Below are 16,417 nucleotides of genomic sequence, written 5' to 3'. Positions count from 1 at the left end.
TTATCTTAAAAGATGATTAGGCATATAATAAATCCTTTTGTTATATGCCTAAAAGTGGTAGTTTTTATTCAGAAATTTAAAGACTAGATTTTGCTGTACATTAATATGGAGACTTAATAATGAAACAAATTTTACAGCATCTTAATGACGGCACAATAGAGCTCCTTGAAAGTCCTACCCCATCATGTTCCGAAGGACACTTGATAATTAGTACGAATACTACATTAATTTCTGCAGGTACGGAACGAATGCTCGTGGATTTTGGTAAAGCTTCTTACCTAGCAAAGGCAAAACAGCAACCTGAAAAAGTTAGAATGGTTTTAGAAAAAATCAAAACAGATGGATTGATGACTACAGTGCAAGCTGTGCGTTCTAAGTTATCTCAGCCAATATCTTTAGGATATTGCCATGTCGGAACAGTAGTTGAGGTCGGAAAAAATGTTCGTGGATTTAGAGTAGGGGATCGTGTTATTTCAAATGGTCCGCATGCTGAAATGGTCAAGGCTCCGTCAAATCTATGTGCACGTATTCCTGAAAATGTTAATGATGAAACCGCTGTTTTTACAGTGCTAGCCAGTATTGCTCTGCAAGGCATTCGTCTTGCTAATCCGAGCCTTGGGGAGTGCTTTACTGTGATCGGAGTGGGGCTCATCGGTTTGCTTACTGTTCAGCTGCTTAAAGCTAATGGCTGTCGGGTGTTAGCTATTGATTTCGATGATACAAAGTTAAACTTGGCTAAACAATTTGGGGCTGAAATTTGCAATCTCAGCCAAGATGAAGATCCTGTGGCTGCAGGATTGGCTTTTAGTCGTTGTCAAGGTGTAGATGGAGTCATTATCACCACTTCAACAAGATCACAAGAACCAATTAAACAAGCAGCTCGCATGAGTCGCAAGCGAGGACGTATTGTTTTGGTAGGGACTACAGGTTTAGAGCTGGATCGTGCTGACTTTTATGAAAAAGAATTAAGTTTTCAAGTTTCCTGTTCGTACGGCCCAGGTCGATATGATCCTTCTTATGAAGAAAAAGGCTTTGATTATCCAATTGGTTTTGTGCGCTGGACAGAAAAGCGTAATTTTGAGGCTGTATTAGATATGATGTCCGTAGGGCAGTTGAATGTTAAGCCTTTAATCACCCATACTTTTCTTTTTGAAAAAGCTACCGAAGCTTATCAGATTCTTACTCAGGATAAGTCTGCACTAGGAATTGTTTTACAATATAATAACGATATTTCTAAACTATTACAGACAACTATCAAGCTTGACGAAACTAGAGAGTTCGATTCTAAAAAACCTCTTCTTGGAGTGATAGGGGCTGGCAATTATGCTTCCCGAATTTTGCTTCCCGCATTTAAAAAGATTGGAGCTCAGTTTCATACACTCGTGACAACAGGAGGGATTAGTGGGAGCATACACGGCAAAAAGCTGGGCTTTGCCACAACCTCCACCGACCAAAATATCCTGTTTTCCAATGATGCTATTAATACAATTACAATAGTTACACGTCATGACACGCATGCAAATCTTGTATCTAAAGCATTGTCTGCTGGAAAGCATGTGTTCGTAGAAAAACCCCTTGCCCTTAGCTTACAGGAAGTATCTGAAGTTGAAGCAGCCTATCACACAGCAAAAATTTGTGGGAAAAAAAACCACTTAATGGTGGGATTTAATCGCCGCTTTGCACCCCAAGTTCAAAAAATTAAAAAATTATTACAGACAATAAGTGAGCCCAAGTCTTTTATTATGACTATGAATGCAGGTGCCATTCCGGCAGAGCATTGGATTCAAGATAATGCCACAGGAGGAGGACGCATCATAGGTGAGGCTTGTCATTTTATTGACTTAATGCGTTTTCTAGCTGGCAGTAAAATTATATCTATTCAAGCACGACGTATGGGGGATAACGCTGCTTTAAAAATTACTGAGGATAAAGCGGCAATTATTTTAGGTTTTGCAGACGGATCATTTGGTACAATTAACTATTTAGCCAATGGAGCTGCGGCATTTCCGAAAGAGAGAATAGAAATATTTACTGCTGGAAGAGTTTTACAATTAGATAATTTTCGCAAACTTAAAGGCTACGGTTGGCCAGAATTTAAGACTATGAATCTATGGAAACAAAATAAAGGACAAGAACAGTGTGTTCAAGCATTTTTATCTGCTATCGAACAAGGACTTGCTACTCCCATTCCTGTGGAGGAAATATTTGAGGTAGCGAGAGTAAGTATTGAGGTAGCCGAGCAACTCCGACGACAATGAGTAAATTATTTACAAAAGTTAACACGGTAAGATCTCTTGGAGCTAAGAATTTTTTATTGGTGATAATTCATCGTATTAGTAAAAAATATGGATTCTATTCAAGGCCTCATGAGCAGAAAGAAATTCTTACAGGGAGCTTTTTTGCTCAGGGTGCGTCTATTAAGACAGAGCTTGTTCCTACTCTAAATTGGCAAAAAATAGCAAAATATTTTGGTTACCATTCTATCCCAGTCACTGAAAATCCTCCTGACTGGCATTTTAATCCACTAACGAAAAAAAACGCCCCAGCATCTCTTGCATGGTGGAGAATTCCAGATTTTGATCCCACTGTTGGGGATATTAAAGGTATCTGGGAGGCATCTCGTTTTGAGTGGGTTTTATCCTTTGCTCAAAGTGCAAATTTAGGCGATGAAAAATCCTTAGAAAAACTTAACTTTTGGCTAGAAGATTGGTGTAAGCATAATCCCCCCTACTATGGTGTGAATTGGAAATGTGGACAGGAAGCGGGTATTCGTGTGATGCACTTGGCGATGGCTGCTATCTTATTAGAACAAGTGCAGAAGCCAACCTCAAATCTTATAGATTTAATTAAGATGCATCTATCTCGTATAAAGTTAACATTAGCCTATGCAATTGCTCAAGATAACAATCATGGTACTTCTGAGGCCGCAGCTCTTTTTATCGGTGGTAGCTGGCTTGAATATTTAGGGCATCATAAGGGACAACAATGGCGAACATGTGGCCAGAAATGGTTAGAGAATCGAGTGTTACGATTAATTGCAGCAGATGGTAGTTTTAGTCAGCACTCTCTAAATTATCACCGCGTAGTTCTTGATACACTCTCAATGGTTGAAATATGGAGACGATATCTTTCGTTGCCTCCATTTTCAAAAGCTTGGAAGGCACGTGTACAAGCAGCAACCTACTGGTTGGCAAACTTGATCAATCCGCATACGGGTGATGGACCTAATGTTGGGGCAAATGATGGTGCCCGATTATTTCCTATAACTGATACTGATTATCGTGATTATAGGCCCTCAGTACAACTTGCAATGCGGCTTTTTAACAATCAAAAAGCCTATGAAGGGGAAGGCTCTTGGAATTTACCTTTAAAATGGTTCAATATAAATGATTCAACAAGAATTATGGATGCACCAAAGAGTACTTTATTTGATGAAGGTGGCTATGCATTATTGCGGCGTCCAAATGTTTTCGCCTTAATTCGTTACCCTCGCTTTCGTTTTCGACCAAGCCAAGCTGATGCTCTTCACCTTGATCTATGGATTAGAGACGAGAATGTATTAAGGGATGCTGGTAGTTATAGTTATAATGCTGAACCTAATTGGTCTTCTTATTTCCCTGGTACTGCAAGCCATAATACCATTCAATTTGATAATCGTAATCAAATGTCTCGTCTCAGTCGCTTTCTATTTGGAGATTGGATAAAAGTTAAATCTTTAGAACCATTACAAGATCATGAGGAAGCTGTCTCTTTCGGTGTGTCATATCAGGACGCCTATAAAGCAACTCATGAGCGATTTGTGATGTTAACTAATAATATTTTGAAAATAGAGGATAAAATAAATGGATTTATTAATTGTGCAGTTTTGCGGTGGCGATTGAAACCGGATGATTGGAAAATTGAAGGACATACCTTGACGAATGGTAAGCAAACAATCAAAGTAAGTGCGACTGTTCCAATAGTGCGTTTTGAATTAGTTGACGGTTGGGAGTCGCGCTATTATCTTCAAAAGAATAAATTGCCTGTGTTGGAAGTAGAAGTGCATCAGGCGGGTATTTTGGTAACGGAGTACAGCTGGTAATGAAAGTATTATATTTTCACCAACATTTTTCCACCCCAAAAGGGACTACAGGGATTCGCTCCTATGAAATGTCTAAGCAATTAATCAAACGTGGTCATGAGGTAACTATAGTTTGTGGGAGTTATGGCGAAGCTAAAACAGGTTTATCGGAACCCTTTGTTAATGGATGTCGTCGTGGGACTGTTGATGGAATCGAAATTATTGAATTTGATTTGGCTTATTCAAATCATGATCGTTTCTTGGTTAGAGCTAAGACATTTATTAAATTTGCAGTTAAAAGCCTGAGGCTTGTGTTTACTGAAAAATACGATTTAATTTTTGCAACGTCTACGCCTTTAACTGTTGCGATTCCTGGAATTTTTGCTCGTTGGTTACTAAAAAAACCTTTTGTATTTGAAGTTCGAGATTTGTGGCCAGAGTTGCCAAAAGCAATGAGGGTAATTCGTAATCCAATAATATTGAGTGCCATGTCTTTATTGGAATGGTTGTCTTATCATTCTGCCCATCGCTTAATTGGATTATCACCCGGTATTGTTAATGGAATTTTACAACGAGGGGTAGTTGAAAATAAGGTTAAATTGTTACCCAATGGATGTGATTTACAAATTTTTTCTGTCCCTAATATACCGTGGCGCCCGAATGGAATTAATGAAAAAGATTTTTTTGCCATATTTGCTGGTACCCATGGTATTGCAAATGGTCTAAACTCCGTACTTGATGCGGCAGCTGAATTAAAGCGTCGAGGGAGAAGCGATATTAAATTGCTTTTAATTGGCCAGGGTAAATTGAAATCTGAGTTGCAAAAGCGAGTTTTAAAAGAAAATTTGGATAATGTAATTTTTCATGACCCTGTGGATAAGAAAAAGCTTGCTGGGCTGATGGAAACTGCGCATCTAGGTTTACAGATTTTGGCAGACGTGCCTGCATTTTATTATGGAACCTCACCCAATAAATTTTTTGATTACATTGCCTCAGGTTTGCCTGTGTTAAATAATTATCCGGGCTGGCTTGCAGATTTAATTACTCAAAAAGATTGCGGGTTTGTGATACCACCGAATATGCCAATAGCATTCGCAGACGTGTTAGAATATGCTTCAGAGAATCGCCATGCATTATGTGAAAAAGGGGAGCGAGCCCGTCTTTTGGCAAAGACTGATTTTGATAGAACCATGTTGGCAGACAATTTTGTAGATTGGCTTGAAGGAGCTTGTGTTGGCTAAACGGCTGTTTGATATTTTTATTGCTAGCTTATTATTAATTTTGACCCTGCCTGTTATGGGTTGTATAGCTTTCTTTGTTCGTTGGCATTTAGGAAGCCCAGTTTTTTTTCGACAACAACGACCAGGCCTCGATGGTAAACCTTTTCATATGGTTAAATTTAGAACTATGTTGGATGCAAAGGATAAAAATGGAACCTTATTATCAGATGAAAAACGTTTAACCTCTTTGGGTAAATTCTTGCGTTCTAGTAGTCTAGATGAACTACCCGAATTATGGAATGTTTTAAAAGGTGAAATGAGTATAGTTGGACCAAGACCTTTATTAATGGAATATCTACCTCTATATAATGTTCAACAAAAAAGGCGTCATGCAATGAGACCAGGTATTACTGGACTTGCTCAAGTAAACGGTCGTAACGCCCTTGCTTGGGAAGACAAGTTTAACTTAGATGTTTGGTATATTGATAATCAATCTTTTTGGTTAGATGTGAAAATAATATTTCTAACCGTAAAACAAGTGCTTATTCGTGATGGAATTACTAGCGAAGGTAGCGCTACGGCTGAGAAATTTAGAGGTTCACAGTAGTGAAAAAATTAGCTATTCTTGGCGCTAGTGGACACGGTAAAGTTATTGCTGATGCTGCTTTGTTAGCGGGTTGGAAAGAAATTATTTTTTTTGATGATAAATGGCCCATGCTAACAAAAATAAGCCATTGGGATGTAATAGGTGATAGTAGATCTCTAATAGAGCAAAAAGGGAACTATGATGGTGTTATTGTGGGTATTGGGGCAAATTCAATTCGGTTGGAAAAAATCAAAAATTTGTTAAGAGCCAATATTCCTGTAGTAAGCATTGTCCATCCTGCCGCGACTATAAGTCCCTATGCTTTTTTAGCAGTGGGTACTGTGGTACTTGCTAATGCAGTTGTGAATATAGACGCACGTTGTGGCCTTGGCTGCATTATTAATACATCTGCCTCAGTGGATCACGATTGTATGATTGGTGACGGCGTTCATATTTCTCCGGGAGCTCATCTTGCTGGTAATGTCCAGATTGGCAATTTAAGCTGGATTGGTATAGGAGCGAGTGTTCGCCAAAAAATAGTTATTGGTAGCGAGGTAATAGTAGGGGCTGGTGCTGCTGTAGTTGAGAGTATTGCTGATAATTGGACTGTTGTAGGCGTGCCTGCAAAATTAAAATTAAACAAATAGAGGGAATAACGTGTTAAATACAGCTTTTTCACCATGGCCTAGTTATACAGAGGTAGATGCAGACGTTCTCAGACGAGTACTACTTTCAAATAAAGTCAATTATTGGACTGGTAATGAATGTTTGGAGTTTGAAAAAGAATTTGCTGCTTGGGTAGGGGTGGAACATGCGATAGCTCTGGCGAATGGAACGGTAGCTTTGGACGTCGCACTCAAGGCATTAAATCTTGAGCCAGGTGATGAAGTTATTGTGACTCCTAGAACTTTTATTGCGTCAGTTTCTTCGATTATTTTAGCGGGTGCTAAGCCTGTTTTTGCTGATGTAGATGAAAACAGTCAGAATATCACTGCTGATACCATTCGTGAGGTATTAACAACCAAGACCAAGGCAATAATCTGCGTTCACCTTGCTGGGTGGCCTTGTGACATGGACCCGATCATGGCACTGGCTGACGAATATGGATTATTTGTAATTGAAGACTGTGCTCAGGCACATGGGGCTAAATATAAAGGACGCTCTGTAGGTTCGATTGGACACATTGGTGCTTGGTCTTTTTGTCAGGATAAAATTATGACTACAGGAGGTGAAGGTGGTATGATAACCACTAATAACTGTAATTTGTGGGCAACAATGTGGTCTTTTAAGGATCATGGAAAGTCTTGGGATGCTGTCTACAAAACAACCCATCAATCTGAATTTCGTTGGCTACATCACAGTTTTGGTATGAACGGAAGAATGCTTGAAATTCAGGCTGCTTTAGGCCGGCTACAATTAAAGAAAATGCCCTTATGGCATCGACAGCGGTTAGATAATGCTAATCAAATCTGGAATACTGCCATGCAATTACCCGGATTACGCATTCCTCCAATACCCACCGATATAGAACATGCTGCTTACAAATGCTATGTATTTATTAATAACAGTGAATTAAATCGAAATTGGAGTAGAGCTCGCATACTAGAGGCCATTAATAAACAAGGTGTACCATGTTATTACGGTTCTTGTTCTGAAGTGTATTTGGAAAAGGCTTTTGATAATACTAATTTGCGGCCAATACAACGATTACCTGTTGCAAAGGAGTTAGGTGAAACTAGTTTGATGTTCTTGGTCCATCCAACGTTAACGACTGCTGAGATTAATCAAACCTGTAAAGTATTAAAAAATGTTATGTTAGAAGCTACTGAAGCTGGTTGAATATAAGACATTACGGGATTTGGAGGGGAGTTAGGTGAAACAATCAATTTCTAATAGCTACAATAGTGAAGTGGATTTAATAGAATTATGTAAATTATTGTGGAAAAGGAAATTGTTTATTATTGGCATCACTATCCTCTTTTGCTTGGCTGCAATTATTATAACGGGTCTAATTAAACCTGTATTTACGGCGAAAGTTACATTTGTTTCTCCGATTAATAGCGATATTGCCCCATTGAATTTTGGTCGCTCATTTTCTTCTCCTTTAAAACCCATAAATACTATTGATTCTTATAATATATTTCGAGGAGTACTACTTTCTGATTCAGTAAAAAATGAATTTTTGGACAACCTACAAGGTATTAAGGCTGCGAAAAAACAAAACGAACCTATTTCACTAACAACCCTGCAAGAAGCCGCTCAGCGATATTCTGTGATTATTACAGCCCACAGCCAGAGAGCTGCTAAGCAAAATGCTTTGTCGTTTATAGACTTGGTAAATAAAAAATCCAGGGAAAAAATGTATCATGCAATGGAAATGGAAAAAAACGCTTATAAAGAGCATTATAAACATGAACTCGCTTTGCTTCATAAAGCTGCTGATGAAATGAGAGAGAATCAATTAGAAACTCTTAAAAAAGCTTATCAGACTGCAAGTAGCTTAGGTATCACGGATCCTTCTATATCTAAAGGGCCGATTATTTCCGATAGTTCTATACATTTGCGTGGAACAAAAGCTTTAACTACAGAAATAAAAAATTTAAAGCATCGTTCATATAATGACATATCTCCAGAAGTACGTAAATTGAAACTAGAATATGATAATATAATAAGCTTCAAACCCAATATGAAACAGGTTCTACTCGCAAGAGTTGATGATGATATAGTTGTATCAGAAGCTATTAATAATAAAAGGAAATTCATTATCATTTTTGCAATGTTTATAGGGTTCGTCTTAAGCTGTTCTTGGGTGATTTTACGAAATATTAAATCAATCCTCGCGCAGGAATAGAAAATTATGTTTATGACTAAACTATTTCTGAACTCGAGTGAAATGACAAATGAAGATTCTAGTTTAAGAATACAATTATCTTCTTTATGGTCTATTCCCTTAATTTTGCCTATTCTAACAATTTTGGCTCTGGCTACTGGGTGTCGACCTTTGTTTGTGGGTAGCGATACTATTAGTTATGTTATTTCTTATCAAAGTTTATCATTAGGCATCAATTCATATAATTACGAATTTCTATTTGCATTATTTGCAAACTGCTTTGCTCAATGTTTTTCGTCAACTGAATTCTTTTTTACAGCTCTTGCCATTATTAACTACTCAATTTTGTTATTGCTTGCTATTCAAATTAATAGCTTCTTAAAGTTAAAAAATACCCATATTATTTTTTTACTACTTATCATTTTCTCCAGTTTTTCTCCTTTTTTCTATGCAATACAAGTTAATGTAATACGTCATGGTGTGGCCATTTTAGCGTTGCTTCTTTTTTATTTATTGTTGTTAAATCGAGCTGGTTTCTTAAAACTTGTACTAGTTGGATTATTTGCTCTAGGATTTCATAAAACAACCGTAGTATATATTGGACTTTCTGGATTACTTTTTTTTTCATATTCTTTTGTTTCAAGGACTGTATTTATCCTTGCTTTTTTGTATGCTTCAGGCATCACTAAAAAAGCTATTTTTCTCTTTTCACAATATAGTCCTATTAATCTTTACGAAAAAATTTACAGTTATGGTTTAACAGCAGGATATAATTCTGGTAATCGTATAGATTTTACTAGCTTTACTTTAATATCAGGGTTAATTTTTTTTATTATCGCAAAATATTTATTAGTTGGAGAAAATAAAAAAAAATTCATGCAATTTCTAAAGATTTATTGGATTTTAACAATTCCCTTTTTTATCTTTGGGTTTGCATCATTTGCGGATCGGTATCTTTTGCCTGCCTGGGTATATCTTTGTGTGTTAAGCGCGGTTTTTTCAGTGCTTTTGCTCCCAAAATCAAATTTAGTCTTTCGAGGCGTTTATTTACTTTTTTTATTCACCTCGATTCTATATTATGCAATTGTTCAGGGAATATTAAGGTAATATAGAAGTTAACAACAATTATTATTTATATGCTACGCTATTCTCAAAATTTGTCAGGTCTGTGAGTAGCTCTTTTCTAGCGAGAGAGAGTAATGGGTGAGAAAATTAAATTAGCTCGAATAGCACGAGTTTCAACGATTCCGTTATTTGTATTAACACAACTTCGCACGCAACTGGAGGCTATCGGGAGTACAGGTGCTGATGTAACTATTATTACTAGTCCGGATGAATTACTGAATACGATAGATATAAAGCCATGTAAATTTAAGCCCATTCGAATTACCCGAGAAATTAGCTTATTTTCAGATTTTATCTCTTTAATTAAATTAATCAGGATTTTTCGTTCTCAAAAATTTGACATTGTTCATTCGAATACACCAAAAGCAGGGCTTTTATGTGCAATTGCGGCAAAAATCTCGAGTGTGCCTATTAGATTACACACTTTTACAGGTCAAACTTGGGTAACTATGTCAGGGTTTAAAAAATTAATAGTTAAAACTTGTGATAAACTCATCGGGATGCTAAATACCCACTGTTATGCTGATAGTCCAAGTCAATGCAGCTTCCTTATTCAAAATAAAGTAATTAATTCTAGAAAGATCTCTGTTTTAGGCATTGGTTCTTTGGCAGGAGTTAATATAGCAAGGTTTAACCCCAATAATTATACTGAAGCAGATAGAAAACAAATACGGAATTCGGTTAAGGTCAATCAGAATGATTTAGTCTTGTTATTTGTAGGACGAATAACTAAAGATAAGGGCATTTTTGAGCTTATAAAAGCTTTTGGTGAAATAATAAAAAATAGAAATGAAATATCATTGCTTGTTATAGGCCCTTTTGAACAAGATATTGAACAAGAGATCAGGGCATTAGCTCTGCAGTGTGCAGGTGATAAAATTATTTTCCCAGGTTTTTGTTCAGAACCGGAAAATTTTATAGCAATCGCAGATATTTTATGTCTCCCTAGCTATCGCGAAGGTTTCGGCACCGTTGTCATTGAAGCAGCAGCGATGGGGGTGCCTACAGTGGGGACCAATATCTATGGCCTTACCGATGCTATTGTAGATGGTGAAACAGGACTCTTAGTAGAGCCGCGAAATGTTGAGCAATTAACCGCTGCATTAGAAAAACTAGTTTCTGATGACAAACTTCGCAAGAAAATGGGTCAAAACGCGCAAAAAAGAGCAGTAAATGAATTCGATAGCAATAAATTTGGTACTTTGGTTGTAGACGAATATGAGAAATTATTGAATAATGCCCACCCACAACGCGTAAAAAATTCTCAATAAAAGATATTTCTTCTATTTTAACAGGTAGTATTATGAGTAAGTTCCTCAGTGAAATCGATAAAAGACGCTTTGGTTTTAATGTCGCCAAAGTTGATAAATGGGAATCAAGTCCTGCAGAATTTGTTAAACAACTTCGTAATGATAATATAAAATTAGTCATCACTCGATTGCCGACGGAAAATATTGCGCTTATAAATCAATTGGAAAACCTGGGATTTCAATTGAAAGATACACAATTGACCTATCGGTTTGATTTAAATCGTCTCACATTCGACTCCATGGAAATGCCTGAGAATCTTGAGCTTCGGGAAGCAGTTGAAGCGGACTTACCTTTAATAGCAAAACTGGCAAAGCATTCTTTCAAAGGCTATGGCCATTATGCAAATAATCCACAGCTTGACCAAACCAAAGTGGATGAAATTTATGAAGACTGGGCGGTAAATAGTTTTACCCATCCCGATTTTGCAGATAAATTTCTAGTTATTGCTTCAGGCAATGATATTGCAGGCTTTTTAACTTTTAAATTGGTTAATGAGGTTGATAAAAAATATGCAAAAGGAGGTATAGGGGCAGTATCTGCTGTTTACCGTAATCAAGGAATCTTTAAATTATTAAATAAAGCCGGCCTTTTGTGGGGGAAAACGTTAGAACTCGATTGGATTGAGCATAATGCCTTAACTACCAATTATTCTGTTGGCAGAGTATTTACTTCGCTTGGATTTTATAACGCAGCTTCTTACGTTACGCTACATTGTTGGCTTGGCTGAGAACTCACCTATAAAATCACAAAATAGGTTATTGCCTTTCAAATTACCTGCGGGAAGGGTAAAATGGCCGCACGTGGCTTTTAAGATATGCTCTTGTCTAGTGAAAAACCTGGACTCCATAGCTATCTTCAATTGATGGTTCCAATATGAAAATTATAATTACCGGTGGTGCCGGTTTTATAGGTTCGGCATTAGTTCGCTATCTCATTAATACGACAGATCATGTGGTTCTTAACCTCGATAAATTAACCTATGCAGGTAATTTAGAGTCATTACAAACGGTCAGTAATCATCCTCGCTATAGCTTTGTACAGGCTGATATTTGTGATATCCAGACGATGCAGCGCCTCTTTAATGAGTTTCGTCCTGATGCTGTGATGCATTTGGCAGCTGAAAGTCATGTTGACCGTTCGATTGACTGTGCGGCTGACTTTATCCAAACCAACATTATTGGCACCTATACATTGCTTGAAGCAGCAAGAAGCTATTGGGGCAACCTTGATACAAAACAACAGCAGTCTTTTCGTTTTCATCATATTTCTACGGATGAGGTCTATGGCGATTTAGGCGATACCAATGCTTTTTTCACCGAAGAAACGTCGTATTCTCCAAGCTCCCCTTATTCTGCAAGCAAAGCTAGTTCTGATCATTTAGTGCGTGCCTGGCAACGAACTTATGGGTTACCGACGTTAATTACAAATTGTTCCAATAATTACGGACCCTACCAGTTTCCAGAAAAGCTTATTCCCCTCATGATATTAAAAGCCCTGGCAGGGGAGCCTTTGCCTGTTTATGGCGATGGCAGCCAAATTCGCGATTGGCTCTATGTTGATGATCATGTTCGTGCTTTATATTGCGTGCTGACCAAAGGTAGAGTCGGGGAGACCTATAATATCGGCGGACATAATGAAAAAACTAATCTGGAAGTGGTAAGGGCGATTTGTGATATTTTGCAGGTATTGGCTCCTTCTACTAATAACAATAACAAGCCATTTCACAATTTGATCACTTATGTCAAAGATAGGCCTGGACATGACAGACGTTATGCGATTGACGCCTCTAAAATACAGCTGGAATTAGGTTGGGTGCCTGAACGAAACTTTACGAGTGGGCTTCAAGAAACAGTCGAATGGTATCTTAATAACAAAACGTGGTGTCAACATATTAAAGACGGATCTTATCGTAATCATCATTTTAATACCTCTAGGGAGTTATGCCTATGAAAGGTATTATCTTAGCGGGCGGAACGGGTAGCAGGTTATACCCCATTACCAAAGGTGTCTCAAAACAGTTATTACCTATTTATGATAAGCCGATGATTTATTATCCGCTGTCTGTGTTAATGCTGGCGGGAATCCGCGACATTCTAGTCATAACCACGCCCGAGGATAAAGCGGCATTCATGCGCCTCTTAGGCGATGGCAAACAATTTGGAATTAATCTTAGTTATGAAGAACAAGCGAAACCTGAAGGTTTGGCGCAAGCCTTTTTAATTGGGGAATCTTTCATTGGAACTGATTCTGTCTGCCTGGTATTAGGTGATAACATTTTTTATGGTCAAGGATTTAGACCTAAATTACAGGAAGTTGCAAGTCGAAGGACAGGAGCGACTGTATTCGGGTACCAGGTAAAAGATCCTGAACGCTTCGGTGTGGTGGAGTTTGATAGCAATTTACGTGCGGTTTCGATTGAAGAGAAACCTGCCAAACCCCGTTCTAATTTTGCAGTCACTGGCTTGTACTTTTATGACAATCAGGTCATTGATATTGCCAAACAAATTAAACCTTCCTATCGAAACGAACTAGAAATCACCTGTGTTAATCAGGCTTACCTCGAGGCTGGTCAATTAAATGTAGAATTATTAGGTCGAGGATTTGCATGGTTGGATACAGGAAACCATGAAAGTCTTCTGGAGGCCAGCATGTTTGTGCAAACGATTGAACATCGTCAAGGATTAAAGATTGCATGTCCCGAAGAAATTGCCTTCAACAATGGCTGGTTGTCTGATAGTGAACTTTATGAGATAGGAATGTCCTTAAATAAAAGTAATTATGGTAATTATTTACTTTCACTTTTAACAAAAAATCCATTCAACGCGCTTCTTTACGGTTCAAAAGCCAAGTCGGAAGTATTAACAGGATAAACACCCACATGATTTATTTTAATAAACCACCCCATTTCGGCACTGAGCTCACTTATATCTCTGAAATCATTAATTCGAATGCCAAACTATGCGGTGACGGGAGTTATGCCAAACGTTGCGAAGCCTGGTTGGCACAACCTGGGGCTGTAAAAAAGGCACTGCTTACTCCCTCCTGCACGGCAGCGTTAGAAATGGCAGCGATGTTGATTGATATTCAACCAGGCGATGAAGTTATCATGCCCAGTTATACCTTTGTCAGTACGGCCAATGCCTTCGTTTTACGTGGGGCAACAATTGTTTTTGTTGATATTCGTCCGGATACCATGAATATTGATGAGCAAAAAATAGAAGCCGCCATTACCGAAAAAACAAAGGCGATCGTACCTGTTCATTATGCAGGTGTTGCCTGTGAAATGGATGCAATTATGGCGCTGGCTAATCGTTATAATCTCTATGTCATTGAAGATGCTGCCCAAGGGGTAATGGCTACTTATAAAGATAAACCACTAGGTTCCATTGGTCATCTGGGCTGTTTTAGCTTTCATGAAACAAAAAACTATACTTCAGGCGGTGAGGGTGGTGCTTTATTAATTAATGATGAGCGCTTTGTTGAGCGTGCAGAAATAATTCGCGAAAAAGGGACCAATCGCTCCCAATTCTTAAGAGGTCAGGTCGATAAATATACCTGGCGGGATATTGGTTCCAGTTTCTTGCCGAGTGAGCTGCAAGCTGCCTATTTATTAGCACAGCTTGAAGCAGCTGAGCAAATTAACGAAAAACGTTTAACGCTTTGGCATCAGTACCATGAAGCATTTGAGTCAATAGGGGAAGTTATACAGCGGCCGCAGGTACCTTCTGATTGTACGCACAATGCGCACATGTATTACTTAAAGTTGGATACATTGGCAAAACGGGAGGCGTTCATCAGTAATATGCAAGCTCGCAATGTGCAAACGCCATTTCATTATGTGCCACTTCACTCAAGTCCTGCAGGCTTAAAATATGGTCGATTCTCAGGGAAAGATGAATATACAACGACTGAAAGCGAAAAATTGGTACGCTTGCCACTTTGGTATAACTTATCACACATGGATGCTGAATTAGTTATCAAAGAAGCTATTAGTTGCCTTGAGGAGCTTTAGTGCAGCAATTAAAAGTTGCCATGCTTACGGCGTTTTCCCACTTAAGCCGCCTCCTGGTTAATTTATACATCATTAAACAGATTGCGATGACCCAGGGTCCAGAAGGATTAGGTTTACTGGGTAATTTTATGACGCTGGTAACGATTGCTGCGACTTTGGCGGGAGGCGGTATTAGTGCTGGTATTATTAAATATATTTCCGAATATACAGGCTCACTTTACAGGCAATTTCGCTTTGCAGGAAGTGCCTTTCTTTTCACAACATTCTGCGCATTATTGACCTTATTACTGGGGTTATTATTCAGTAAACAATTAACAGCTTATGTTTTTTTAAATCAAGATTACCGTGGTTATATTTATTTTTTCTTGCTAGCGCAGATTTTCATCTCTTTTAATAACTATGCTTACGGGCTTACCAATGGTTTTCGAAACAATACAGCGTATGCCGTTTTAGTGATTGTAGGGAATCTTTTAGCAGCAATCCTTGCGAGTTATCTGATACCTCGTTATGGATTTTTAGGGGCTATTGTTGCGATAACGGCTCCTATTCTTTGTCCTTTCATTCCAGTAATCTACTATGCGCTCTCAAAACGGTTTTGGCGCTACTTACGTTTTGATTCGGTGAAGCAAGATAGCGTGCTGCTCAGCAAGTTTAGCCTCATGCTTCTTTTTAGTACCGTTTGTTTTCCTATTGTGGAAATGTATATTCGTAATAAAATTATTCACTTAATGGGAATAGAAACGGCGGGTTTCTGGCAGGCCATTACTAAGCTTTCGGCGGCTTATTTAAGCTTCTACTCGCTTTTTTTATCCTTCTATTTTGTACCTATTGTTTCGCCCAAACAAGATAATCAAAGCCTTGTCCGTGAAGTGAATAAGATGATTCTTTTTATTGGTGGCCTATTTCTTGCCATGATGATTTTCTTCTTTTACTGTAAAAACCTTATTATTACCCTCGTTTATACGGATAAATTTTTAGCGATTAACCACTTGTTTTTATGGCAGATGCTGGGTGATTTTTTTCGCGTGATTGGTTGGGTCGTTGGTTTTGTGGTGGTGGCAAAGGCTGCGACTAAACTTTATATCCTAGGTGAAATTTTGCAGGGTGCATTGTTTATTCTCTTATGCACCATAGAATTACACTATTCTGCTTCTTTATCGGCAGTCATACTGTCCTATGTAGGCACTGCTTTTTTATATTGCGTAATGGTATTGACACTGTTTTATTATTTTTTTAGAAATAAACGCGCCACATTAGTAATGGAAATGTAATT

At 38.1% G+C, this 16,417-nt stretch carries 14 protein-coding genes; all 14 read left to right on the top strand.

What is annotated here, in order from left to right:
- Positions 1-119: 119 nt before the first annotated feature.
- The 14 genes from Ljam_RS05075 (at position 120) to Ljam_RS05010 (ending at position 16,415) form a co-directional block, all read left to right on the top strand.
- A complete protein-coding gene (locus tag Ljam_RS05075) occupies positions 120-2,258 on the top strand; it encodes a bi-domain-containing oxidoreductase (protein ID WP_058449045.1) in 2,139 nt (712 codons plus the stop codon).
- On the top strand, positions 2,255-4,081 hold the full coding sequence (locus Ljam_RS05070; RefSeq protein WP_058449044.1) for a heparinase II/III family protein: 1,827 nt from the start codon (positions 2,255-2,257) through the stop codon (positions 4,079-4,081). Before Ljam_RS05075 ends, Ljam_RS05070 begins: the two co-directional genes overlap by 4 nt.
- The gene (locus tag Ljam_RS05065; protein ID WP_058449043.1) at positions 4,081-5,301 is read left to right on the top strand and encodes a glycosyltransferase family 4 protein; all 1,221 of its coding nucleotides are present in this window, start codon (positions 4,081-4,083) and stop codon (positions 5,299-5,301) included. Before Ljam_RS05070 ends, Ljam_RS05065 begins: the two co-directional genes overlap by 1 nt.
- Entirely contained in the window at positions 5,291-5,887 is a 597-nt protein-coding gene (locus tag Ljam_RS05060; protein ID WP_177203753.1) for a sugar transferase, read from the top strand. Before Ljam_RS05065 ends, Ljam_RS05060 begins: the two co-directional genes overlap by 11 nt.
- Positions 5,887-6,513, top strand: coding sequence for an acetyltransferase (locus tag Ljam_RS05055; protein ID WP_058449041.1), 627 nt, complete (start codon positions 5,887-5,889; stop codon positions 6,511-6,513). Before Ljam_RS05060 ends, Ljam_RS05055 begins: the two co-directional genes overlap by 1 nt.
- Before the next feature lie 10 nt (positions 6,514-6,523).
- Complete coding sequence (locus Ljam_RS05050; RefSeq protein ID WP_058449040.1) at positions 6,524-7,705, top strand: DegT/DnrJ/EryC1/StrS family aminotransferase; 1,182 nt, start codon at positions 6,524-6,526, stop codon at positions 7,703-7,705.
- 34 nt (positions 7,706-7,739) lie between these two features.
- Positions 7,740-8,717 carry a Wzz/FepE/Etk N-terminal domain-containing protein gene (locus Ljam_RS05045; protein WP_058449039.1) on the top strand — a complete coding sequence of 326 codons (978 nt, stop codon included), beginning with the start codon at positions 7,740-7,742 and terminating at the stop codon, positions 8,715-8,717.
- A gap of 42 nt (positions 8,718-8,759) precedes the next feature.
- Positions 8,760-9,803, top strand: a complete 1,044-nt coding sequence (locus Ljam_RS05040; RefSeq protein ID WP_162262913.1) for an EpsG family protein — start codon at positions 8,760-8,762, stop codon at positions 9,801-9,803.
- A gap of 92 nt (positions 9,804-9,895) precedes the next feature.
- Positions 9,896-11,092, top strand: a complete 1,197-nt coding sequence (locus tag Ljam_RS05035; RefSeq protein WP_058449037.1) for a glycosyltransferase family 4 protein — start codon at positions 9,896-9,898, stop codon at positions 11,090-11,092.
- A gap of 32 nt (positions 11,093-11,124) precedes the next feature.
- Entirely contained in the window at positions 11,125-11,859 is a 735-nt protein-coding gene (locus tag Ljam_RS05030) for a hypothetical protein (RefSeq protein ID WP_058449036.1), read from the top strand.
- Positions 11,860-12,005: 146 nt separating this feature from the next.
- Positions 12,006-13,082: a dTDP-glucose 4,6-dehydratase gene (rfbB, locus tag Ljam_RS05025; protein ID WP_058449035.1), complete on the top strand. Its 1,077-nt coding sequence runs from the start codon at positions 12,006-12,008 to the stop codon at positions 13,080-13,082.
- Positions 13,079-14,002 (top strand): glucose-1-phosphate thymidylyltransferase RfbA, encoded by a 924-nt coding sequence (gene rfbA, locus Ljam_RS05020; RefSeq protein ID WP_058449034.1) that lies wholly within the window; start codon positions 13,079-13,081, stop codon positions 14,000-14,002. The genes rfbB and rfbA overlap by 4 nt, the downstream gene beginning before the upstream one ends.
- 8 nt (positions 14,003-14,010) lie before the next feature.
- Entirely contained in the window at positions 14,011-15,144 is a 1,134-nt protein-coding gene (gene rffA, locus Ljam_RS05015) for a dTDP-4-amino-4,6-dideoxygalactose transaminase (protein ID WP_058449033.1), read from the top strand.
- Positions 15,144-16,415, top strand: coding sequence for an O-antigen translocase (locus Ljam_RS05010; RefSeq protein WP_058449032.1), 1,272 nt, complete (start codon positions 15,144-15,146; stop codon positions 16,413-16,415). Before rffA ends, Ljam_RS05010 begins: the two co-directional genes overlap by 1 nt.
- Positions 16,416-16,417: the final 2 nt, after the last annotated feature.

This window comes from Legionella jamestowniensis (genome assembly GCF_001467745.1).
Lineage (GTDB): Bacteria > Pseudomonadota > Gammaproteobacteria > Legionellales > Legionellaceae > Tatlockia > Tatlockia jamestowniensis.
Note: the sequence above shows the minus strand (reverse complement) of the source record. Positions and strands in the feature narration are given on the sequence as shown.